The organism is Paraburkholderia youngii (assembly GCF_013366925.1).
Taxonomy (GTDB): Bacteria; Pseudomonadota; Gammaproteobacteria; order Burkholderiales; family Burkholderiaceae; genus Paraburkholderia; species Paraburkholderia youngii.
This window is the reverse complement of the sequence record NZ_JAALDK010000001.1, coordinates 1,969,732-1,991,196: the sequence shown is the minus strand read 5'-3', so window position 1 is coordinate 1,991,196 and position 21,465 is coordinate 1,969,732. Positions and strand designations below refer to the sequence as shown.

At 64.4% G+C, this 21,465-nt stretch carries 18 protein-coding genes; 8 read left to right on the top strand and 10 right to left on the bottom strand.

What is annotated here, in order from left to right; genetic code table 11:
- Positions 1–67: 67 nt before the first annotated feature.
- Positions 68–1,015 carry a LysR substrate-binding domain-containing protein gene (locus G5S42_RS09225; protein WP_176106469.1) on the bottom strand — a complete coding sequence of 316 codons (948 nt, stop codon included), beginning with the start codon at positions 1,013–1,015 and terminating at the stop codon, positions 68–70.
- 290 nt (positions 1,016–1,305) lie between these two features.
- Here G5S42_RS09225 and G5S42_RS09220 point away from each other — a divergent pair, with 290 nt between their 5' ends.
- Positions 1,306–2,019: a DUF899 domain-containing protein gene (locus tag G5S42_RS09220; RefSeq protein ID WP_176106468.1), complete on the top strand. Its 714-nt coding sequence runs from the start codon at positions 1,306–1,308 to the stop codon at positions 2,017–2,019.
- A 27-nt stretch (positions 2,020–2,046) separates the two neighbouring features.
- Here the strand turns inward: G5S42_RS09220 and G5S42_RS09215 are convergent, their stop codons facing one another.
- Both G5S42_RS09215 and G5S42_RS09210 read right to left on the bottom strand, forming a co-directional pair.
- Positions 2,047–4,020: a putative bifunctional diguanylate cyclase/phosphodiesterase gene (locus G5S42_RS09215; RefSeq protein ID WP_176106467.1), complete on the bottom strand. Its 1,974-nt coding sequence runs from the start codon at positions 4,018–4,020 to the stop codon at positions 2,047–2,049.
- Between the two features lie 215 nt (positions 4,021–4,235).
- A complete protein-coding gene (locus G5S42_RS09210) occupies positions 4,236–4,589 on the bottom strand; it encodes a hypothetical protein (RefSeq protein WP_217710037.1) in 354 nt (117 codons plus the stop codon).
- A 392-nt stretch (positions 4,590–4,981) separates the two neighbouring features.
- On the opposite strand from G5S42_RS09210, the gene G5S42_RS09205 reads away from it, so the two are divergent.
- Positions 4,982–5,260: an HU family DNA-binding protein gene (locus tag G5S42_RS09205; RefSeq protein WP_167039836.1), complete on the top strand. Its 279-nt coding sequence runs from the start codon at positions 4,982–4,984 to the stop codon at positions 5,258–5,260.
- Positions 5,261–5,506: 246 nt separating this feature from the next.
- Here the strand turns inward: G5S42_RS09205 and G5S42_RS09200 are convergent, their stop codons facing one another.
- The 3 genes from G5S42_RS09200 to G5S42_RS09190 all read right to left on the bottom strand — a co-directional run bounded on the left by G5S42_RS09200 (position 5,507) and on the right by G5S42_RS09190 (position 8,565).
- Positions 5,507–6,625 (bottom strand): 3-deoxy-7-phosphoheptulonate synthase, encoded by a 1,119-nt coding sequence (locus G5S42_RS09200; protein WP_281374985.1) that lies wholly within the window; start codon positions 6,623–6,625, stop codon positions 5,507–5,509.
- 239 nt (positions 6,626–6,864) lie between these two features.
- The gene (locus tag G5S42_RS09195; protein ID WP_176106465.1) at positions 6,865–7,788 is read right to left on the bottom strand and encodes a DUF72 domain-containing protein; all 924 of its coding nucleotides are present in this window, start codon (positions 7,786–7,788) and stop codon (positions 6,865–6,867) included.
- Positions 7,789–7,827: 39 nt separating this feature from the next.
- Complete coding sequence (locus G5S42_RS09190; RefSeq protein ID WP_176106464.1) at positions 7,828–8,565, bottom strand: TetR/AcrR family transcriptional regulator; 738 nt, start codon at positions 8,563–8,565, stop codon at positions 7,828–7,830.
- A gap of 247 nt (positions 8,566–8,812) precedes the next feature.
- On the opposite strand from G5S42_RS09190, the gene G5S42_RS09185 reads away from it, so the two are divergent.
- From G5S42_RS09185 to G5S42_RS09170, 4 genes are read left to right on the top strand one after another with little or no spacing between them, the layout of a single operon-like run.
- Positions 8,813–9,994 (top strand): isovaleryl-CoA dehydrogenase, encoded by a 1,182-nt coding sequence (locus G5S42_RS09185; RefSeq protein WP_176106463.1) that lies wholly within the window; start codon positions 8,813–8,815, stop codon positions 9,992–9,994.
- Between the two features lie 34 nt (positions 9,995–10,028).
- On the top strand, positions 10,029–11,636 hold the full coding sequence (locus tag G5S42_RS09180) for a carboxyl transferase domain-containing protein (protein WP_176106462.1): 1,608 nt from the start codon (positions 10,029–10,031) through the stop codon (positions 11,634–11,636).
- 49 nt (positions 11,637–11,685) lie between these two features.
- On the top strand, positions 11,686–12,474 hold the full coding sequence (locus G5S42_RS09175; protein WP_176106461.1) for an enoyl-CoA hydratase/isomerase family protein: 789 nt from the start codon (positions 11,686–11,688) through the stop codon (positions 12,472–12,474).
- A 52-nt stretch (positions 12,475–12,526) separates the two neighbouring features.
- Positions 12,527–14,596 carry an acetyl/propionyl/methylcrotonyl-CoA carboxylase subunit alpha gene (locus G5S42_RS09170; protein WP_176106460.1) on the top strand — a complete coding sequence of 690 codons (2,070 nt, stop codon included), beginning with the start codon at positions 12,527–12,529 and terminating at the stop codon, positions 14,594–14,596.
- 32 nt (positions 14,597–14,628) lie between these two features.
- Here G5S42_RS09170 and G5S42_RS09165 read toward each other — a convergent pair whose 3' ends face one another.
- The 3 genes from G5S42_RS09165 to G5S42_RS09155 form a co-directional block, all read right to left on the bottom strand.
- On the bottom strand, positions 14,629–15,420 hold the full coding sequence (locus tag G5S42_RS09165) for a phosphate/phosphite/phosphonate ABC transporter substrate-binding protein (protein ID WP_176106459.1): 792 nt from the start codon (positions 15,418–15,420) through the stop codon (positions 14,629–14,631).
- Positions 15,421–15,440: 20 nt separating this feature from the next.
- Positions 15,441–15,719: a DUF1488 family protein gene (locus G5S42_RS09160; RefSeq protein WP_018434317.1), complete on the bottom strand. Its 279-nt coding sequence runs from the start codon at positions 15,717–15,719 to the stop codon at positions 15,441–15,443.
- 413 nt (positions 15,720–16,132) lie between these two features.
- Complete coding sequence (locus tag G5S42_RS09155) at positions 16,133–17,425, bottom strand: cation:proton antiporter (RefSeq protein WP_176106458.1); 1,293 nt, start codon at positions 17,423–17,425, stop codon at positions 16,133–16,135.
- A 115-nt stretch (positions 17,426–17,540) separates the two neighbouring features.
- Between G5S42_RS09155 and G5S42_RS09150 the strand changes: the two genes are divergently transcribed.
- Positions 17,541–17,900, top strand: a complete 360-nt coding sequence (locus G5S42_RS09150) for a hypothetical protein (protein WP_176106457.1) — start codon at positions 17,541–17,543, stop codon at positions 17,898–17,900.
- A gap of 444 nt (positions 17,901–18,344) precedes the next feature.
- Here the strand turns inward: G5S42_RS09150 and istA are convergent, their stop codons facing one another.
- Positions 18,345–19,844: an IS21 family transposase gene (istA, locus tag G5S42_RS09145; RefSeq protein ID WP_176106456.1), complete on the bottom strand. Its 1,500-nt coding sequence runs from the start codon at positions 19,842–19,844 to the stop codon at positions 18,345–18,347.
- Here istA and G5S42_RS09140 point away from each other — a divergent pair.
- On the top strand, positions 19,843–21,435 hold the full coding sequence (locus G5S42_RS09140; protein ID WP_246391900.1) for an adenine nucleotide alpha hydrolase family protein: 1,593 nt from the start codon (positions 19,843–19,845) through the stop codon (positions 21,433–21,435). The genes istA and G5S42_RS09140 overlap by 2 nt on opposite strands.
- The last annotated feature ends 30 nt before the right edge of the window (positions 21,436–21,465 follow it).

Here is a 21,465-nt window from a genome sequence, read left to right as displayed (position 1 = left end):
GCCACCATCGTCGCAGCCCGCCGCGTGGCCGGCAAAGGAAAAGATTTCGACGACAGGTGAGCGCCGCTCACCTGTAGGCTGCCAGATCGCCGTCCGCGGCCGCGTCGGCATGCACGTCGAAGGCCGCCGCCTCGTCGACGAGCCAGCGCCTGAAATCGGCGAGCTCGGGCCGCCGGATCGCGCTGTCCGCATTCTCCGCGCTGACCAGCCAGTACGCGGTGGTGGATGCGATGGTGGGCGCGCAAGCCTCGACCAGCGCGCCGCTCGCCAGATCGCCATCGACCAGCGGCTTGCGGCCGAGCGCAACGCCGAGGCCCATACTGGCCGCTTCGAAGGCGAGCTGGATCGTGTCGACGTGCAAGCCGGCGTCCATATCGATGCCGCCGGTGCCGGTTGCATCGAGCCACGCCTGCCAGTCTTCACTCGCGGCGTTCACGTGAATCAGCGTCGCGCGTCGCAGGCTCGGGACGCCGTGCTCGTCGCGCAGCGTCGCCAGGTGAGCGGGGCTGCACACGGGCACGAAACGCTCGCCGAACAGGCGCGTCCATGCGGTGCCGGCGACCGGCGCTCGGCTCATGCGGATCGCGAAATCGAAGCCGTCGACCGGGAAACCGACCTGGCGGCGCGATGTATCCACGCTCACGTTGATATTTGGCCAGCGCGCGCGAAAACCCGCGAGGCGCGGCAGCAGCCAGCGCGACGCGAAGGTCGGCGCGCAGCTGAGCGTGATCGACCGATCCGCGCGGTAATTGGGCAGACGCTGCGTGCCGATCGCGATCAGCGAAAAGGCCTCGGACACGTACGACAGATAATCCGCGCCAACCGCCGTCAGCGAGATGCCGCGCGGCTCGCGCACGAACAGCTCGACGCCGAGCGCTTCCTCGAGCCCGACGATGCCATGACTGATCGCGCTCGGCGTGACGTTCAGCTCGGCGGCGGCGAGCTTGAAACTTTGATGCCTGCCGGCCGCTTCGAAAAAACGGAGCGCTGGCAGGGGTGGCAGACGAAGCGGCATGTGCATTCCCCAGGGCGGCCGCGTCGCGCGGGGCGCGCGTGCCGCGTGGTGTTGGCGGGTGTAGTGGGCGTGCTGTTTGGCGCAAGCATACCTTGCGGTGGCGTCTCGCGAGTGTGTTGTCGAACCGTCGGCAAAAGCGGCTGCAAAAAGGCTGCCGCTTAAAAATCATTGGCGGCCCTGTCGATTTTTCGCGGTCTCATCCGTCGTCGCTTGTAGGAAGGGCGGCAAAGCACAGGCAGCCGCCCGTCTTCCGTCCGTTTCTCGCACGACTTCTCACAAGGAGATGGCTGATGAACGACGCAAACACATCGATGCATACGCTAAAACCGGCCCGCGAACTGCCCGACCTGCCTCAACGCTTTCCCGGCGAGAGCGCCGAATATCGACGCGCGCGCAACGCGTTGCTCGCCGAGGAGATCGAGCTGCGCCGCCAGATTGAGCGCGTCGCCGCGCAGCGCCGCGCGCTGCCGGCGGGCGGCATCGTGCCGCAGGATTACCGCTTCGACGGCGAAGCCGGCCCGGTCACGCTAGCGCAGATGTTCGGCGCGCACGACACACTGGTGACCTACAACTGGATGTTCGGACCGCAACGCGCGCGGCCGTGCCCGATGTGCACGTCGCTATTGAGTGCGTGGGACGGCGAAATGCCCGATATCCTGCAGCGCGTCGCGTTCGTGGTGATCGGCCGCTCGCCGATCGACAGGCTCGTCGCGTTCAAGCAGGAGCGTGGCTGGCGGCATCTGCGGCTCTATTCGTCGGGCGGCAATACGTTCAATCGCGATTACGCAGCCGAAGATCCCGCCGGCGACGACGTTCCCGCGCTCAACGTATTCACGCGCACGGGCGGTGTCGTGCGGCACTTCTGGGCCGAGGAGATGGGGCCATCGACGTCGGACCCCGGGCAGGACCCGCGCGGCGCGCCCGATCTGATGCCGCTATGGACGATCCTCGACATGACCCCCGGCGGCCGCGGCACCGACTGGTATCCGAAGCTGGCGTACTGAGCGGCACGGCCGCAAAGCGATCGAGCGCTACGAATGCGTCTCCGCCGCATGGCTTTGCGCGAGCGCGGTCCATAGGAACGTGCCGACCGCGCTTGCCCGCATCGGCAGGCTGAACAGATAGCCTTGCACCGCGCGCGCGCCGAGCGCCTTCACGACCTGGGCCTGCAATGGCGTTTCGAGTCCTTCCACCACGCATTCGAGTCCGAGGTTGCGGCACAGGTCGATCACGGATTTGATGATCTTCTTCGATGCGCTGTTGGTATCGACGTCGGAGACGAAGCTGCGATCGATCTTGATCGCGTCGAATGGCAAGCGATGCACGTAGCTGAGGCTCGAATAGCCGGTGCCGAAATCGTCGAGCGACATCCGGCAGCCGGCCTGCTTCAGCATCGTCATCGCACTGTGCGCCTGCTCGAAATCGCGCGTCAACGCGGTTTCGGTGATTTCGAACGTCACGCGATGCGGCGACACACCGCTTGCGGCGACGATGTGGATCAGGCGGCGGGCGCGTGCCGACGTCGAGATATCGATCGCGGACAGGTTGAACGACAGATACAGATCGGCCGGCCAGTGTGCGACTTCGGCGAGCGCCTGGCGCAGCAGCACATCGGTGATGCCGAGAATCAGTTCGGTACGCTCTGCGATCCGAATGAATTCCTCCGGCCTGACCATGCCGAGCCGCGCGTTGTGCCATCGCCCGAGCGCTTCGAGGCCGATCGGCCGGTGGGTGAGCAGATCGTAGATCGGCTGGAACTCGAGGAATAGCTCCGCTTCGAGATCCGCGTGGCGCAACTCCTGGGTGACGAGGCTTAGCCGCCGCATCTGCGTTTCGTGTTCGGTCGAGAAAATCACCGGCATGCCGCGGCGGTTCTCCTTGCCGACATAGAGGGCGGCGTCGGCGCGTTCGAACACTTGCGCGACCGTCGAGCCCGCGTCGGGAAACGCGGCCCAGCCGATCGTGCCCGACAGCTCCGCGACATTGTCGGCGACCTGGTAAGGCCGACTGAGCGCGTCGCAGATCCGCTGCCCCAACTGAACCAGCGCTTCGTTCGACATCTTGTGACGCACGAGCACGCCGAATTCGTCGCCGCCCAGACGCGCGAACATCAGCCCCGTCTCGCTGATCGACACGAGCCGCGTGCCGACTTCCTGCAGCACGAGATCGCCGCTCGCGTGACCATATATGTCGTTGACCTGCTTGAAGCCGTCCAGATCGATGAGCCCGACGTTGAAGCCGCCGCCGGTTTCGAGCGCCTGCTCGCGGATCGCGCTCAGCGCCGCGAAATAGCTGCGCCGGTTCGGCAGGCCGGTCAGGCTGTCGATGTTGGCGAGCCGGTAGTTGTCGTCGCTGAGCCGTTGGGTGTTTTGATGGCTTGCCTGTAGTTCGCGTTGCGCTTGCACGGCGTCCGCAAACGTGCGGCAGTAAAGCTGGATGACCACCGCGAGCGCGACGCCGACCAGCGTCATGTCGACGGCCATCGCGAAGAACACCGGCGAGCCGCTGGACACGAGGAACCCGGAGAAACTAAGGAGGACGATGCAAAGCAACAGAAGCGCGGCCTTGCGCAGGTGGATCAGGCAGAACATGCTGCCGACCAGCGTCGTCGCCATGTAGAACGCGACCTGCGCCTGCTGATACGCACCGCCGTACGGGAACAGCAGCAGCGACCAGCCGCTGAACGCGACGCCGAACAGGCCGACGATCCACGTCACGCCGCGCAATTCGCGGACCACCTGGGCGTCCGTCATCGTCCGGTTGCGTTTGCGCCACCAGCGCACGCAGCGAAGCACACACAGCGCGGCGAGCGCGCCGGGCATATATATCGACAGCCAGGCCGGCGCGCTGTCCAGATGCGTCGCCGCGACCGCCGCCGTGTTGACGAGCAGGATGAAGTAGAGAAGCGGTACCTGGCGGCTGAACGCGTGCAAGCGCGCACGCATCAGCGCACGGTCACCGTCGGCGACCGACAGTACCTGCTTCAGTCTTGCGAGCCAAACCATCACCGTCCTTTTAACGTTTGCGCGCTAAACGCAGCTGTTTATATCGGCGCGAAGATGGTTAACTTGAGCGTTCCGGGAGGTAAAGAGCATCGCAGCCAAGGGTCCGTGAACCCGACGGCATGCTTGCGAATCGTCGTGCGGTAAGTACTACCTGGCGGCGCCGGAAGCAGGCGTTTATGCCGGATGCCGATGGCGGAACTCTCGACGAAAGCTGGCTATCGCGCATGCTCGAAGTTGGGGCATGACAGCACCCGCTGCGGCTGCATCGCAGTGCCGGGCTGGCCGGCTGGAGCAGGGGCGCCTCGCGGCGCTGACGAGACGAGCCGGACCGCGTCGGCGCCCGCATTCGCGAGCACGTATTTTTCCGGGCTATCGTCCGGCTGCCAGTACGCGCGAAACACGCCGCCGTCGCTGAACACGAGCAGCTTGCCGTGCACCGTTGTTCCGCCGCCGACGAAGTCGACCGGTTCGCCGTCGCGTAGCGAAAAGCCCTGCGCGGCACTGGAATTGGTTGCGCCGACGAGGGTCGCGCACGGGTTGTCGCTGGCAGCCGCAGCCACCGATGACAACGCGCAGAGCAGCGCGCATGTTGCAAAGTGGCGAATTCTCACTTTTTTATGTCTTGCAGAAAGTTTTCTTGTGATGTGTTTCGCAAATAGCGCGCCCGCGCTTCACGAAAAGGGCTATCGTCATCGGGAAGGCCGCGCGGGCTCGCATAACGCGACCTAAAGTACTGAAATTGCAACGGATTGTGATGCGCGGCAAACGCTCATGAGATGGCGCGCGCACATAAGCCCGCGATTCTTATGGCAGTTTGCGACGGAAAAACGTCAAACCGGCGCTCCGGGCTTGATACAAGCCTTACACCAAGGGTTTGCGCGAAGGTGCGCCTATGCGTTAGTGTGTCGGTCCCGGCGCCTCAGAGTGGCGCCGGTTCCATGATTACCATACGGGAAGTGCTATGAACAAACAGGAACTGATTGATGCAGTCGCCGCAGCGACGGGCGAAAGCAAAGCGGCAACCGGCCAGACCATCGACGCGATCGTCGAGGCAGTGACCAAGGCCGTGGTGGGCGGCGATACGGTGCAACTGGTCGGTTTCGGTTCGTTCTCGACCGGCGCGCGCGCAGCACGCGTGGGCCGCAATCCGTCGACGGGCGAAGAAATCCAGATCGCCGCGGCCAAGACGGTGAAGTTCACCGCGGGCAAGGCGTTCAAGGAAGCCGTCAACGCGTCGTAAGCAACGCGCTTCACGCCGGAGCATTCGCGGTGCGCTTTGCAGCTTCCTGTGAGGCGCACGCGTGAATGATGCGATAGGCGTGAGGTTCACGCGCTGCCCAACCCGGCCAGGCGGTTTGCCCTGGCAACTGGCGCGGCGCGTGTGCCTGGCTCCTTGGGCCAGGCGTTCTCGTCCTCGATCGGCCCCGAGCGGGTCGCGAGCGGAGCCGTCGCCGAACCGCGGTCGCGCGGTTCGTGCGTTGCGCTGTCAGCCGGCGCGGCGTTTGCGGGTTGCCTCGGCGAGGGTGGCGAGCACCGGCTCGGTCTGCGCCCAGCTCACGCAGGCATCCGTGATCGACACGCCGTAGCGCAACGGCACACCGGCCTTCAGATCCTGACGGCCTTCTTCCAGATGACTTTCGAGCATCACACCGATGATGCGGCCTTCGCGCGCCGACAGTTGCCGCGCGATATCGTCCGCGACCTCGATTTGCCGCAGATGCGACTTGTTCGAATTCGCATGCGAGCAGTCGATCATCACCTGTTCGCGCAGACCCGCTGAACGCAGCGCTTCACAGGTCGCCTGCACCGACGCGCTGTCGTAGTTCGGTCCTTTCTTGCCGCCGCGCAGGATCACGTGCGCGTCGTCGTTGCCGCGCGTTTCGAAGATCGCGGCCATGCCCATTTTCGTCATGCCCATGAACGCGTGGCTCGCACGCGCCGCGACGATCGCGTCGGCGGCGATCTGCACGCCGCCGTCGGTGCCGTTCTTGAAACCGATCGGGCAGCTCAGTCCCGACGCGAGCTGACGATGACTCTGGCTCTCGGTCGTACGCGCGCCGATCGCACCCCACGCGATCAGATCGGCGATGTATTGCGGGCTCAGCAGGTCGAGGAATTCGGTCGCGGTGGCGAGACCCAGACCGTTGATATCGAGCAGCAACTGCCGCGCGCGACGCAGCCCTTCGTTGATGCGGAAGCTGCCGTCCAGACGCGGATCGTTGATATAGCCTTTCCAGCCCACCGTCGTGCGCGGTTTCTCGAAGTACACGCGCATCACGATCAGCAGATCGTCGCGGTAGTGATCGGCGGCGGCCTTCAGCTTGCGCGCGTATTCGATCGCCTGGTCGTGGTCGTGAATCGAACAGGGCCCGACGATCATCACGAGCCGGTCGTCGCGGCCGTGCAGAATGTCGGCGATTTCGACGCGGGTCTTCTCGACCAGCGTCTGCACCGCGGGCGGCACCGGCAGTTCGTCCTGCAGCAGCGCCGGCGAAATCAGCGGACGGACCGCGCCGATGCGCACGTCGTCGATGCGCGTGGTGTCCTGGGTGGCGTCGGCCGAACCGACTTCCTGATCGTGCAGGGGATTGTCGAGGGCGCTCAAGATGTTCTCCGCAATCGGTTGATGAGGCGGTCTTGCCGCCTGACTATGCGAGCGCCGCCGCGACGTGGGCGCGCGGGCGCTGCGTGGGTTTGACGTGGACCGTGCGGGCTGGCTGGCTGCGTGCCTCGGGCGAGGTTCGGCGCATGGTGTTGCGTCGGGCTTGACGCGACGCCGCCGCGACCGCGCACGGATGCGCTGGCGCGATTATGACACTCGTGCCGGCCTGGCGGCAGGCGGATTCAGAGCTTCTTGATCAACGCCATCGCGGCGGCCGGATTGCGCTCCTTGAAGCCGCTGATCACATACAGATAGACGTCGCGCTTCGCTTTTGTCGCGGGCGGCTCGGCGCAGGTTTCCAGATCGTCCGGCGTGATGCCCGCGGCGAGCTGGCGCGCGCGTTCGGCCCATGCGTCGAGCTCTTTCGTCGAATAACCTTTGGCTTGCTTGTCGCTCGTGCCCATGATGCGCGCGTACACGAACGGCGCGGTGATGTCGGCGATCTGCGGATACTCGCTGTCGGCCGCGAGCACGACCGCGACCTTGTACTTGCGCGCCAGCGCGATGAACTCCGGTGTCCTGAACGAATCGTGACGAACCTCGACCGCATGCAGCAGCTTCTGTCCTTCGATGCTCGCGGGCAGCAGCCTCAGAAAGGCCTCGAAATCGTCGGCGTCGAACTTCTTGGTCGGCGCGAACTGCCAGTTGATGGGCCCGAGCTTCTGTTTGAGCAGCAGCACGCCGCTTGCGAAGAAGCGCTCGATCGTGTCGCCGGCATCGGCCAACACCTTGCGGTTGGTCGCGTAGCGCGGCGCCTTCAGGGAGAAGACGAAATCGTCGGGGGTTTCCTGAAACCACTTTTCGTAGCTGGCCGGTTTCTGCAAACCATAGAACGTGCCGTTGATTTCGATCGACGTCAGATGCCGGCTCGCATATTCGAGTTCGCGGCTTTGCGTGAGGTCTTCCGGATAAAACGGGCCGCGCCAAGGAGCGTACGTCCAGCCGCCGATGCCGATGCGAATGCGTGCTGCGGACGCGGACTTTGACGGCGCTTCGGTTGATTTTTTCGTTGGCGCTTTCTTTGTGGCTTTCGGCCTGTCGCTGCGTTCTTCGCCGGACTTCTCGCTTTGCTTGCTGCTTTCCTTCGCGCTTTTCGCTGCGGGCACTTTGGCTCTCCTTCGGGCTGCGGCGGGAAAGCTCGTAGATTAGCCGCTTTTTTTGCGGCGCGCGGCGCTGGCTTCGTCAAAGCGCCGGCTCGCCGCCGCCACTTCGACGTGAAAACGCTGCAATGCACTGAGCGCAAGATCGGGGGGCGTCAGCGCGGCCCACAGCACGTCGATCAGCTGATCGGCGGTGGCCTCGATATCGATCTGCCGGTTCGCGAGCGTCGCGTCCCACAGCACGTGTTCCATCGGGCCGAACACCATCGAGCGCAACAGTCGCAGCGGCATGTCGGCGCGGATTTCGCCGCTTTGCTGGCCTTGCGCGAGCACGCGCATCAACGGCGCGGTGTAGCGGCGCTGCAACTCGGTCAGCGCTTCGCTGAGTTCGTGATGCCGCGCGCGACCTTCGGACAGCACGAGTGCGCACAGGTCGGTGCCGTTCACGAGCATCAGCCGCAGATGCATGCGCACGATGAACGCGAACTGCTGGCGCACGTCGCCGTCGCGCGGCAGGCCCGCTTCGATCGCGTCGATGATCTCGTCGTACCAATCGCCGATGACCCGGGCGCACAACTCGCGCTTGCCGCGAAAGTAGCTGAACACCGTCGCCTCGGAAATGCCGAGGCGCTGCGCGATTTCCGCGGTCGTCGCGCGCTCGTAGCCCTTTTCGGAAAACACGTCGCGCCCCGCCTGAAGGATCTCCTTCACGCGCTGCTGTGACTTGCGCCCGGCCGGCTGGCGACGCGAGACAGGTAATCCGGCCTTCTCGGCAACCGTCATATGAGTCGGATTCAGATTTTGAAGCAGGTTGGGGGTAAAACTGGCGTTTGAGCGCCGCGAATTTGCCTGACGACCGCGATACTATCACCGAATCGGCTGTCTGGAGCAGCTTTGCGAATTTTCTGAGTAACACTCAAAAATACCTATTGACGCTTACGTCAATCTGGCGTGAAATGCGCGATGACATGCTCTCGCGTGCCGCTTCGCGTTCCGTCAGCGGCCGCCCACGAACTCAGGAGACACCGCAATGCCCAATCTGCCCGGTTTGCAGTTCCCGCTCGGCGAAGAGATCGAAATGCTGCGCGACAGCATTGCGTCGTTCGCCGCCAAAGAAATCGCGCCGCGCGCCGCAGAAATCGATCGCACCGATCAGTTTCCGATGGACCTGTGGCGCAAGTTCGGTGACCTCGGCGTGCTCGGCATGACGGTCTCCGAAGAGTACGGCGGCGCGAACATGGGCTACACCGCGCACATGGTCGCGATGGAGGAAATTTCGCGTGCGTCGGCCTCGGTCGGCCTGTCGTACGGCGCGCATTCGAACCTGTGCGTGAACCAGATTCATCGCAACGGCACCGAAGCGCAGAAGCGCAAGTATCTGCCGAAGCTCGTATCGGGCGAGCACGTCGGCGCGCTCGCGATGAGCGAGCCGAACGCAGGCTCGGACGTGGTCAGCATGAAGCTGCGCGCCGAGAAGAAGGGTGATCGCTACGTGCTGAACGGCACCAAGATGTGGATCACCAACGGCCCCGACTGCGACACGCTGGTCGTCTATGCGAAGACCGATCCCGAAGCGAATTCGCGCGGCATTACCGCGTTCATCGTCGAGAAGGGCATGAAGGGTTTCTCGGTCGCGCAGAAGCTCGACAAGCTCGGCATGCGCGGCTCGCACACCGGCGAGCTGGTGTTCCAGGACGTCGAAGTGCCGGAGGAAAACATCCTCGGCGAGCTGAACGGCGGCGTCAAAGTGCTGATGAGCGGTCTCGACTACGAACGCGCGGTGCTCGCGGGTGGCCCGACCGGCATCATGGTCGCGGTAATGGACGCGGTGGTGCCGTATATCCACGACCGCAAGCAGTTCGGCCAGTCGATCGGCGAGTTCCAGCTGATCCAGGGCAAGGTCGCCGACCTGTACACGACCTTGCAGGCATGCCGTGCGTATCTATACGCGGTGGGCCGCCAACTCGACACGCTCGGTAACGAGCACGTGCGCCAGGTCCGCAAGGACTGCGCGGGCGTGATCCTGTACACGGCGGAGAAAGCCACGTGGATGGCCGGCGAGGCGATCCAGATTCTCGGCGGCAATGGTTATATCAACGAGTATCCGGTCGGGCGCCTGTGGCGCGATGCGAAGCTCTATGAAATCGGCGCGGGCACGAGCGAGATCCGCCGCATGCTGATCGGCCGGGAGCTGTTCGCCGAAACGCTGTGATGCAAAACGAACGGCCCTCTGGAGAAGCCACGTCATGCCGATCATCGAATCAAAACTGAACCCCCGCTCGGACGACTTCCGCGCGAACGCGGCGGCGCTCGAAGCGCTGGTCGCCGATCTGCGCGCGAAGATCGAGCAGCTCGCGCAGGGCGGCGGCCAGGCCGCGCGCGACAAGCACACGAGCCGCGGCAAACTGCTGCCGCGCGAGCGGATCGCATACCTGCTCGATCCGGGCACGCCGTTCCTCGAACTGTCGCAACTGGCCGCGTACGGCATGTATAACGACGACGCGCCGGGCGCGGGCGTGATCACCGGCATCGGCCGCATCGCGGGGCAGGAGTGCGTGATCGTCTGCAACGACGCGACCGTGAAGGGCGGCACCTACTATCCGGTCACGGTCAAGAAGCACGTGCGCGCGCAGGAAATCGCCAGCGAGAACCGCTTGCCGTGCGTGTACCTCGTCGACTCGGGCGGCGCGAATCTGCCGAATCAGGACGACGTGTTTCCCGATCGCGATCACTTCGGCCGCATCTTCTACAACCAGGCGAATCTGTCGGCGGCGGGCATTCCGCAGATCGCGGTCGTGATGGGCTCGTGCACCGCGGGCGGCGCGTATGTGCCGGCGATGAGCGACGAGTCGATCATCGTGAAGAACCAGGGGACGATTTTTCTCGGCGGACCGCCGCTCGTCAAAGCCGCGACCGGCGAAGTGGTCAGCGCCGAAGATCTCGGCGGCGGCGACGTGCATACGCGTCTGTCGGGCGTCGTCGATCATCTCGCGCAGAACGATGCGCATGCGCTCGGGATCGCGCGCAGCATCGTCGGCAATCTGAATCGTGTGAAGCCGACGCCGCTCGCGTTGCAGGAGCCGAAGCCGCCGCGGTACGACACGCACAGCATCTACGGCGTGATTCCGGTCGACACGCGCAAGCCGTTCGATATCCGCGAGGTGATCGCGCGCATCGTCGACGATTCCGCGTTCGACGAATTCAAGGCGCGCTACGGCACGACGCTCGTGACGGGCTTCGCGCATATCTGGGGGCATCCGGTCGGCATCGTCGCGAACAACGGCATTCTGTTTTCGGAGTCGGCGTTAAAGGGCACGCACTTCATCGAGCTGTGCTGCCAGCGCAAGATTCCGCTCGTGTTCCTGCAGAACATCACCGGCTTCATGGTCGGCCGCAAGTACGAAAACGAAGGCATCGCGCGAAACGGCGCGAAGATGGTGACGGCCGTTGCGACCGCTAAGGTGCCGAAGTTCACGGTGATCATCGGCGGCTCGTTCGGCGCGGGCAACTACGGCATGTGCGGCCGCGCGTATTCGCCGCGCTTCCTGTGGATGTGGCCGAACGCGCGCATCTCGGTGATGGGCGGCGAGCAGGCGGCGTCGGTGCTCGCCACGGTCAAGCGCGACGGCATCGAAGCGAAGGGCGGCAGCTGGAGCGCGGAGGAAGAAGAGGCGTTCAAGCAGCCGATCCGCGAGCAATACGAGCATCAGGGCCATCCGTACTATGCGAGCGCGCGGCTGTGGGACGACGGCGTGATCGACCCGGCGCAGACCCGCGACGTGCTCGGCCTCGGCCTGTCGGCGGCGATGAATGCGCCGATCGAAGACACGCGCTTCGGCGTGTTCAGAATGTGATGGCGCGCGGCGCCGCGCTGCGAGAAAGTCAGCCAAAGGAGTGCTACGCATGCAATACGAAACGCTGAAGGTCGAGGTTGCCGGCCAGATCGCGACGGTCACGCTCAATCGTCCGGACGTGCGCAACGCGTTCAACGAAACGATGATCGCCGAGCTGACCGCCGCATTCACCGCGCTCGACACCCGCGACGACGTGCGCGCGGTCGTGCTCGCCGCGAACGGCAAGGCGTTCTGCGCGGGCGCCGACCTGAACTGGATGAAGAAAATGTCCGGCTACTCGGACGACGAGAACCGCGCCGATGCGATGCGTCTCGCGGGCATGCTGTCGGCGGTATATCGCTGCAACAAGCCGGTGATCGCGCGCGTGAATGGCGACGCGTATGCGGGCGGCATGGGCCTGATAGCCGCATGCGACGTCGTCGTCGCGGTGGACAGCGCGCACTTCTGCCTGTCCGAAGCGCGGCTCGGGCTGATTCCCGCGACGATCGCGCCGTATGTGATTCGCGCGCTCGGCGAGCAGGCGTCGCGGCGCTACTTCGTCAGCGCCGAAGCGTTCGACTGCGCGACCGCGTTGCGGCTGGGTCTCGTCAGCGAAGCGGTCTCCAGTGCCGAGCAGCTCGACGCAACGGTCGCGCAGCTCGCGCAGGCGCTGTGCGCGAACGGCCCGCAAGCGGTGCGCGCCTGCAAGCGGCTCGTGCAGGACATCGCAGGCCGCGAATTGAGCGACGCGGTGATCGAAGACACGGCAGTGCGGATTGCGAAGACGCGAGCCGGCGCCGAAGGCCGCGAGGGCGTCGCGTCGTTCCTCGAAAAGCGCACGCCGGGCTGGCGCAACTGACAGGCCCTGCTAACAACAACCGCCCCGTACCGCCTATTTCATCGAGACACTCATGTTCAACAAGATCCTGATCGCCAACCGGGGTGAGATTGCGTGCCGCGTCGCGGCGACCTGCAAGCGGCTCGGCATCGCGAGCGTGGCCGTCTATTCGGACGCCGATGCCAACGCGAAACACGTCGCCGCCTGCGACGAAGCGGTGCATATCGGCGGCTCGACGGCGGCGCAAAGCTATCTGCGCATCGAACGCATCATCGAAGCCGCGCGCGCGACCGGCGCGCAGGCCATACACCCGGGCTACGGCTTCCTTTCCGAAAACGAAGACTTCGCGCATGCGTGCGAGGCAGCCGGCATCGTCTTTATCGGACCGCCGGTCGAAGCGATCGCCGCGATGGGCTCGAAGGCCGCCGCGAAGGCGCTGATGCACGCGGCCGCGGTGCCGCTCGTGCCCGGCTATCACGGCGATGACCAGCAGCCGCAGTTGTTGCAGGGTGAGGCCGACGCGATCGGTTACCCGGTGTTGCTGAAAGCGAGCGCGGGCGGCGGCGGCAAGGGCATGCGCGTGGTCGAGCGCAGCGCCGACTTCGCGGCCGCGCTGCTGTCGTGCAAGCGCGAGGCGGCCAGCAGCTTCGGCAACGATCGCGTGCTGATCGAGAAGTATCTGACCAGGCCGCGGCACGTCGAAGTCCAGGTGTTCGCCGATCGGCACGGCGGCGCCGTTTATTTGTTCGATCGCGACTGCTCGGTGCAGCGGCGGCATCAGAAAGTGCTCGAGGAAGCGCCCGCGCCGGGGCTGTCGGCCGAGGTCAAACGCGCGATGGGCGAAGCGGCCGTGGCCGCCGCGCGGGCGGTCAATTACGTCGGCGCGGGTACGGTCGAGTTCATCATGACGCCGACCGGCGAGTTCTATTTCATGGAGATGAACACGCGGCTGCAAGTCGAGCATCCGGTCACCGAGATGGTGACGGGGCAGGACCTCGTCGAATGGCAACTGCGCGTTGCCGCGGGCGAGGCACTGCCGCTCATGCAGCAGCAGTTGAAGCTCGACGGCCACGCGATCGAGGCGCGCATCTACGCCGAGCATCCGGCCCGCGGTTTTTTGCCGTCCACCGGCATGCTCAAGCATCTGCGCATGCCCGAAGGCGTCGAGTTCGCGATCGACGCGGCGGGGCTCGGCGAGCCGGGCCGCAAGGCGCCGGTGCGGATCGACAGCGGCGTGCGCGAGGGCGACACGATCACGCCGTTCTACGATCCAATGATCGCGAAGCTGATCGTGCACGGCGCGACGCGCGAGGAGGCGTTGGCGCGGCTCGCACGCGCGCTGCATGCGTGCGAGGTGGTCGGGCCGCATACGAACGTCGAGTTTCTGCGGCGCATCGTCGCGAGCGAACCGTTCGCGAGCGGTGACCTCGACACCGGTTTGATCGAGCGTCATCACGAGGCGCTGTTCGCGCCGGCACAGAAGCCGTTCAAGGAAGCGCTCGCGCTCGCGTGCGCCGCGTTGCTGACGCGCGAGGGCGGCACCGCGCACGGCGCATCGCCGTGGGACGCGCTGTCGCACTGGCGGCTCAATAGCGGCTACACGCAAACGCTCGGCTGGCGCGTGATCGACGACCGCGCCAACGACGACAGCCCCGAGTCGTTCACGGTCGTTTTCGCGCGCAACGGGGACCCGCAAGCGCTCGTGCAAACCCTCGAACACGACGGCGTGCGCGAGGACTTCAGCTGGTCGGTCGGCGCGGGCGCCCACGAATTCCGCGCGACGATCGGCGATGCGCGCGTGACGGGGCGCGTATTTGTCGACGGCGACAGGTTCCACGTGTTCTGCCACGGCGAGACGCTCGCATTCGAATGGCAGAACCTGCTCGCGCATGCTGCGGATGCCGAGCACGGCGAAGGCCGTCTGACCGCGCCGATGCCGGGCAAGGTGATCGCGGTGCTGGTCGAACCGGGCGCGGTGGTCGAGAAGGGCGCGCCGCTGATCGTGATGGAAGCGATGAAGATGGAGCATACGATCGGCGCGCCGGCGGCCGGCACCGTCGCCGAGGTGCTGTATACGGTCGGTGATCAGGTCACCGACGGCGCGCAGCTGCTGGTGCTGGACGTGCAGCAGGCGGGTGGATGAGCGCGCCGAGTGGCAGATGAGGACCGCGTGAATCAAGCGAGCCGCGCGTAGCCCGCGGCACGCGCCTCGCTTTCGAGCTCGCCGATGCGCGCGTAGTCGGTCAGCGGCAGCGCCGAAAAACCTCTCAAACGCAGGCGTTTCGCTCGCTCGGGGCGGATGCTCAGCGTCTCGTTCAATGCGTCGCGCAGCGCGGCGATCGTGGCCGGCGGCACATTGGCCGCGGCGATCAGCGGCAAGCCCGGCGACGCGGCGGTCATGCCGATCGCGCGCACGCGCCGCGCCAGTTCGGGCAGCACATCGCCAACGAAGGCGAAGGTCACGCAGTCGATCGCGGCGACGTCCGCGCGATTGTCCGCGACCGCGCGCAGCGAGCCAAGATGCGAGCCCGTACGCAGCACGGAGCCGAAGAACATGCCGGCGCGAGCGAGCGGCGCGACCGCGTGGCGAAACGCGTTCATGCCGCTGTTCGAATCGTCCTGGTTGTAGGCGGCGCGTGCGCCGCGGCACGAGGCGAGTGAGTCGAAGCGCGCGTCGGCGCGCGTGACCAGTACGCTCGAGTAATGCGCGCCGTCGCAGCCCGGCGCATCGAAGCAGGGTGTCGCGACCAATTGCACCTGCGCTTGAAGCCCGTGCATCAGCGGATAACCGCAGGTCTGCGAGATCAGCAGGTTCGGGCGCCGCCAGAAGCCGTGCAATTCCTCGTCCGGTTCGACGATGCGGCACGCGGGCTTGACCCGGTGCAGCACGTCGTCGAGCCACTCGCGCCATTCGAGGCCGAGCGCGGGCGTCACGTTGTACATCGGCAGTGCAGCGATCCAGCTCATGAAGGGCGTTTCTCGCACGCCTAATGTCTGACCAATTTGAAATCGTCCAGACCGAGGCGCACCGGCTCGCTCGGCGTGTACTGCCAGCGCTGCGCGGCGACCGAGAGGATCTCGTCCTGCGCATCCTCGAACGCGACCAGCAGGTCCTCCTTGCGACGGCTCTCGGCGCCGCAGAACTCGACCAGCGCGTCGGCGCTGACTTCAAAAACCTGCGCGCGATCGTCGCAGCACACCCGGAACGCGACCGTCGCGCATTCCGTCACACAGGGCCGAAACCCCTCATCGACATAGACCGACATGGCGAACTCCTTCCAACGCCTGAATCGACAGGATGACAAACCGCGCCTGCCAGGTATGTGGGAGAACCGGCATTGACGGCCAAATGCCCGGCGCCGCGGCAGGCGCGACGGTCCGGAAACTGGCGGAAAGTAAGCCAGAAACTGGCGGCGGACTCGTTCAAGCCCGAGCCAGGGCCGCGGCGCGAACCGTGGCCGGAGGGAAGACCGCGGCGATTCGCTCGCCATCGGTCCTGCCTCGTGGTGGGCCGCCGCGAGTCGGAATCACGGCGGGCACTGCTCAGAAGACGCTTAAATCGGGCGCTCCAATCCAACGTTGAAATCGGCGCGCGAACTGCTCGCGCCGGTCTCGCACTGTCTTTGGGATTTTCCCACCAACCTCGCGGTGTAGATCCGCGTAGGTATCCACTTTACGATTAGCGCGCGTTTTGTGCAGGCGATGAGTCCGGCGCGGCCGGCTGGGTTACGTGAGCGCCCGAGAAATTGAGCCGGCGGATCAGCGGACCCAAGGTCGTCGCTTGAATCAGCAGGCTGAACACGACGACCAGATACGTGACGCCGATGAACATTTCGCGTCCGTGAAACTCGGGCAGCGAGAGCGCGAGCGCAATCGAGATGCCGCCGCGCAGTCCGCCCCACGTCAGCACGACAGCCGAATGCGGACTGAGCCGCCGGAACTTCTGCAGCGCGAGCAGCGGAATCGCGACGCTGGCGCCGCGCGCGAACAGCACGACCGGAATCGCCGCGAGCCCGAGCCAGACGATCTCGAAGCGCAGCGACAGCGCAATGATTTCGAGTCCGATCAGCCCGAACAGCACGAGATTGAGCAACTCGTCGAGCAAGTCCCAGAAGTTGAACAGATGCTCGCGCGTCTTCTCAGACATCGATGTCGACGCGCCGTGATTGCCGATCACGAGCCCCATGATCACGACCGCCAGAGGCGCCGACACGTGCAGCGCTTCGGCGAGACTATAGCCGCCGGTCGCGAGCGCGAGCGTGATCAGGATCTCGACTGGATAGCTGTCGATGCCTCGCAGCAGCAGCGACGCGCCGAAGCCGAGCGCCGCGCCGAGCACGAGCGCGCCGGCGACTTCGCGCAGCAGATCGAACGCGATCGCGCCCGCGGAAAACTCGTTTGCGCCGGTCGCGAGTCCGACTAGTGTGACGAACGCGACCACGGCCGTGCCGTCGTTGAACAGCGATTCGCCGGTGATCTTGGTTTCGAGGCTTTCGGGCGCCGCCGCCCGCTTGAGCACGCTGAGCACCGCGATCGGATCGGTCGGCGAGATCAGCGCGCCGAACGCGAGGCACCACAGCAGGCTGACCGGTTGGCCGAGCCATTGCGCCGCGTAGTAAAAGCCGAAGCCGACCACCGCGATCGAAATCAATACGCCGATCGTCGCGAGCATCAGCACCGCGCGCCGCTGCGTGCGCATCTTCGACAGATCGACGTGCAGTGCGCCGGCGAACAGCAGCAGGCTTAGCAGGCCGTGAAACACGATGTCGGCGAAATCGATCTGCACGACGATCTTGCGCGCGGCGATCGCCATCGCCGGATAGTAGAAGCCGAGCGCCGAAATGCCGACGCAGACGACGAGCCCGACTGCGGTGATGCCGAGGGTGTCGGGTAACCTGATGAAGCGATAGTTGAGGACGCCGAACAGCGCGACGATGGCCAACAGCGCGCCGGCAATCTGGAAGACGCTCATCGTGCATACTCCCACGTTTCGCGGCGGCGCGAACGCGTGATCATCGTGGCAGCGAGGTAACTTGCGCGAAGAGGCATAAAACCGGCAGGCAGAGAAAGCCGCCACGATTGCGATATTGAAGCAGCGAGATGTTTCACCAGCAATTCCTTATTCAGGCTCATTCAATCCGATAAACGATCTACGGTTTGCAATGACACGATCGTTGCCGCTGGCGATAGAGCGACGTACCGCTACAGACGCCTTATTCAAACTCGACGGACGATGCGATCAGACGCAAAGTACTTTATCGGACCACAAGCGGATGACGGCGAACCTGTTGGAGCCAGGCTCGCCAGAAGGTGCCGCGATGGGCAATGATAGTGTTCGGACCACTGAAGCGCCGGGCGAGTTCCGGTCTTTATTTTGGGATATAGCTTTTTTATTTCGAGATCTTCCGCACGGCTTGATTCGTCACGATCTATTCAATTTGATCTGAATTGGCATTATCAATTTGTAGTTCGCTTTGTCGTCCGATGACACCCACTATTGGCCATGTGCGACGCCGGAATTGGCATGCCGAAAACAGGGAAAGCCCTAACCGAAAATCGCCGAAGATCTGACAATTTTTGACAATTACGAGTCGAGAATAATGCAGCATCGATACATGATCTCCGCGGTGCGTGTGGGTCCCAGACAGGGCGTGCCCGTCTCCTCTGCGTCCTGTTGTTTTAATCCCGCTCCCCCTGTGCGGGATTTGTTTTGCCTGATTGAAATCGCGGGCGCTCGATAACGCACTGTCACATCGGCACGACAACAGAAAACGCAAGAAAAAAGCCTCGAACGCGAAGCGCGATCGAGGCTGCCGAAGGACAGACTCAATGCCTGTCTGGGAAGGTCGATCGGACCCGTAGACGGGCGGCATCGTAGGTAGCAGCGGTGTTCATACCGGCACCTCGTCATCGAGCAGCGTGTCGTAGAGTGCCGCCGATGGCGTCTCAACCACCACTTCGGGACACTGGGGCTGACGCGGTGCAAATTCGTGACGCAACTGCTCCAGCTCGGGTAACTTGCCGGCAGCGAGCAGCGCATCGAGCCGTTCGGCCAGGATTGCCTCGACGCCGTGATGCGCGGCCAGTTCGAGTAGCCCGACCATGAGCTTGCAGGCTTCGCGTTGTGCCAGTCTTGCCTCAAGCTGCTCCCAGGTGCGGCGATACGCTTCGCGCGGAAACAGGTCGTCGCGAAACGCCAGGCCCCTGAAGGCCTGCGGCTTACGTTTGAGTGCATCGATGAAGTGTCGGTAATCGAGGGCGCGGCCGCGGCCGTAGGGCACACGCGAGCCTCGCTGGGTGCTGTGCACCAGTGCGCCGGACAGATAGCAGTCGAGTCGGTCGTTATAGAGCCGTACCCGCAGGCGGTGGCCGATCAGGCGCGATGGTGCGCTGTAGAGGATTCCGCGCACGGTAAAGGTGCCACAGCGGGTAACGCGCGCTTCTTCCTCGACGAAGTCGGTCGTGCGACGCTCGGGCAGATCGTGCAGATGCTCGCGCTCAACGTTGAATCCAGCAGCATTGCGCCGGTTGCGGCGCATGACGACTTCGCGAACGAACCCGTCATAGGCAGCACGCTCGGCAAAGTCGCGATGACCGCGCAGCATCAACGCCTGATCGATTGCCTCCTTCAGGTGACGATGCGATGACTCCACGCTGCCGTTCTCGTGGCCCCGGCCGCGGTTGTTGCGCGTGCCGACCATGCCGTAATGCTCGAGCAGCGCGGTATAGCGGACCGTGAAGTCGTCCTGTTCCTGCAGATTCCTGAACGCCGCCGACAGACTGTCGGTGCGGTGTTCCCGTGGGCATCCGCCGGCCTGCCACAATGCATTCTGCAAGCCTTGGGAGAGCGCTTCAAAGCTCTCGCCCCCATCGACGACACAGGCGTATTCCCAGTGCGAGAACGCGAGCACAAAGTGGTACAGCCGGTGGGCGAACGGCACGCCGGTGATCGTGATACCAAGGCCGCCCATATCGGTGAAGTCCGACAGCCCCTGTGCGCCAGGCAGATGCTCCTGGGGAAAGAAGACTTCCTTGCCTGGTCCCTCAAGGGCACGCCACTGGCTAACGCGTCGCTCCAGCGTACGCCGCATGCTGTCAGGAAACTCGCCCGGATGCGTCTCCTGCAGTTTGCCCAGCAGCGTGATGGCCTTCAGCCCGGGGACGCTGCGCAGCAGAGGCAGCACTTCACTCTCCCAGACCTCGGCAAATGGATCGGGGCGAGTGCGCCAATCGCGATGCGGCTTCTGCGACGGTAACCGGCCATCGCGTTCGATTCGCCGTGCCGTGCGCGAACTCATGCCCGACTTGGCAGCAGCGACTTCCTGAGTGTGATGTTTGCGCTTGCTCATATAGAGGCGGACCTGCTGGTCCGTGATTCGGGTTCCGGACATGGCTGTTCGCTTCTTCTTGAACGCGACCAGCCATCCTATGACCCCATCATCCCGGCGCCGCCGGTGGTGCGTCGTCTCCGGCGGCTACGCCGCCTTCGACTCCGCACCACCGGCCAACACAATCGTCAATCGACCGGACAAGATAATTGTCGGCGCCCAAGCAATCATGTTTGACGAGATTCTTCAAAAGATAGAGGCCGCGATCGCCGTCCTCATGGGCCTGATCCGCGCCGGCCATCCGTTGTGCGGCACGGCCAGCGGCAAGGACTCGACGTGCGCGACGATTCTCATGCTAGAAGCCGTGCGCCGCGTCGCGGAAGAAGGCCACGTGCAACCCGCGCACTACATCTCTTCGGCCAATACAACGATCGAAAACAGCAGTCTTGCGCGGCATATCGAGACCATGCTGGAAGAGGTCGACGAGCACGCGGCCGCATATGGGCTCGGCGTGACGACGCACATTGCCACGCCGTCGCTGGCGATGCAGTTTGTCGTTTCCACCATCGGCCGCGGCACCCTGGTGCGCACCGTCGAAAACGGCGTGCGTGCCGGCAGACGCACGAGAGCGTGCGCGACGGACTGGAAGCTCATCCCACAGGGGCGGTTGCGCGCGGCGCTCGAGCGCGATGCCACCGCCCGCGGCGACCGCGAGATCTGTACCGTTCTCGGCAATCGCATCGCTGAAAGCGCCTCGCGCGGCGTTGCCATGCTGGCCCGAGCGGAAAGCGCGATTGCGCCTACGCGTGACGCCACCGATGCACTGTCTATCTCACCGTTGCGCGACAGGTCGGTCGATGACGTCTGGCTGATGCTGACGATGTTTGCTGACGAAGAGAAGCGACCGTTTCCTTGTGCGTTTTCGGTGCGATCGATCGAACGTCTGTCGGACCTGTACCGCGCCGGTAACGAGGGCACGTGCGGAGTTGTTCTCGGCGAAAGTGGGCAGCGTACGGCGTGCGGTTCGCGGTTCGGATGCGTGTTCTGCTGCGTCGTTGGCGATCGGGACAAGTCGCTCGAATCGATGATCCGGGAGCCGGAGCATGCGTACATGGCGGGCCTCAACGATTTCCGCAATTACCTGCTCGCGACACAGTGGGATCTGAAGCGCCGCGAGCTGGTGGGTCGGTCGCTGAGTTCTGCCGGATATGTGCGAGTGCAGCCCGATGTGCTGTCGTTTTGGGAGCGCATGAACCTGTTGCGCTACCTGCTCACGCTCGACGCGCTCGAAATTGAACGCGCCGAACAGCACGACGCCGATCTCGCGGCCGGTCTCATTCCAGACACACCAGAAAATCGTGATCTCTGCGACGTGCAGTTCGAGATGATTACGCCCTCACAACTGGTCGCGATCGACTTCATGCTGTCCATGCACCACTACGCACCGCATGCGTTTCCAGCGGTCTCAGCCTGGTACGAAGTCCACAGACTGGGGCGCCGATACCGCATCCCCAAAGTCGACACGTTTCCGAAGGTACCCATCACGAATCACGGATGGTTCCGCGTCGGACAGTTCGACGCGGAGGCGCCCGCCGAAGGTCTTCGGGTATGCCGAACTAACCAACGCGATGGGCGCATGCCGCACCAAAATTAAATGGACATTGGCAGATCATTAAGAAAATGG

Coding starts and splice junctions, on each gene's coding strand:
- G5S42_RS09225 (WP_176106469.1), bottom strand. CDS start 1,015: ATGCCGCTTCGTCTGCCACCCCTGCCAGCGCTCCGTTTTTTCGAAGCG.
- G5S42_RS09220 (WP_176106468.1), top strand. CDS start 1,306: ATGAACGACGCAAACACATCGATGCATACGCTAAAACCGGCCCGCGAA.
- G5S42_RS09215 (WP_176106467.1), bottom strand. CDS start 4,020: ATGGTTTGGCTCGCAAGACTGAAGCAGGTACTGTCGGTCGCCGACGGT.
- G5S42_RS09205 (WP_167039836.1), top strand. CDS start 4,982: ATGAACAAACAGGAACTGATTGATGCAGTCGCCGCAGCGACGGGCGAA.
- G5S42_RS09190 (WP_176106464.1), bottom strand. CDS start 8,565: ATGACGGTTGCCGAGAAGGCCGGATTACCTGTCTCGCGTCGCCAGCCG.
- G5S42_RS09185 (WP_176106463.1), top strand. CDS start 8,813: ATGCCCAATCTGCCCGGTTTGCAGTTCCCGCTCGGCGAAGAGATCGAA.
- G5S42_RS09180 (WP_176106462.1), top strand. CDS start 10,029: ATGCCGATCATCGAATCAAAACTGAACCCCCGCTCGGACGACTTCCGC.
- G5S42_RS09175 (WP_176106461.1), top strand. CDS start 11,686: ATGCAATACGAAACGCTGAAGGTCGAGGTTGCCGGCCAGATCGCGACG.
- G5S42_RS09170 (WP_176106460.1), top strand. CDS start 12,527: ATGTTCAACAAGATCCTGATCGCCAACCGGGGTGAGATTGCGTGCCGC.
- G5S42_RS09165 (WP_176106459.1), bottom strand. CDS start 15,420: ATGAGCTGGATCGCTGCACTGCCGATGTACAACGTGACGCCCGCGCTC.
- G5S42_RS09160 (WP_018434317.1), bottom strand. CDS start 15,719: ATGTCGGTCTATGTCGATGAGGGGTTTCGGCCCTGTGTGACGGAATGC.
- G5S42_RS09155 (WP_176106458.1), bottom strand. CDS start 17,425: ATGAGCGTCTTCCAGATTGCCGGCGCGCTGTTGGCCATCGTCGCGCTG.
- G5S42_RS09140 (WP_246391900.1), top strand. CDS start 19,843: ATGGCTGTTCGCTTCTTCTTGAACGCGACCAGCCATCCTATGACCCCA.
- istA (WP_176106456.1), bottom strand. CDS start 19,844: ATGTCCGGAACCCGAATCACGGACCAGCAGGTCCGCCTCTATATGAGC.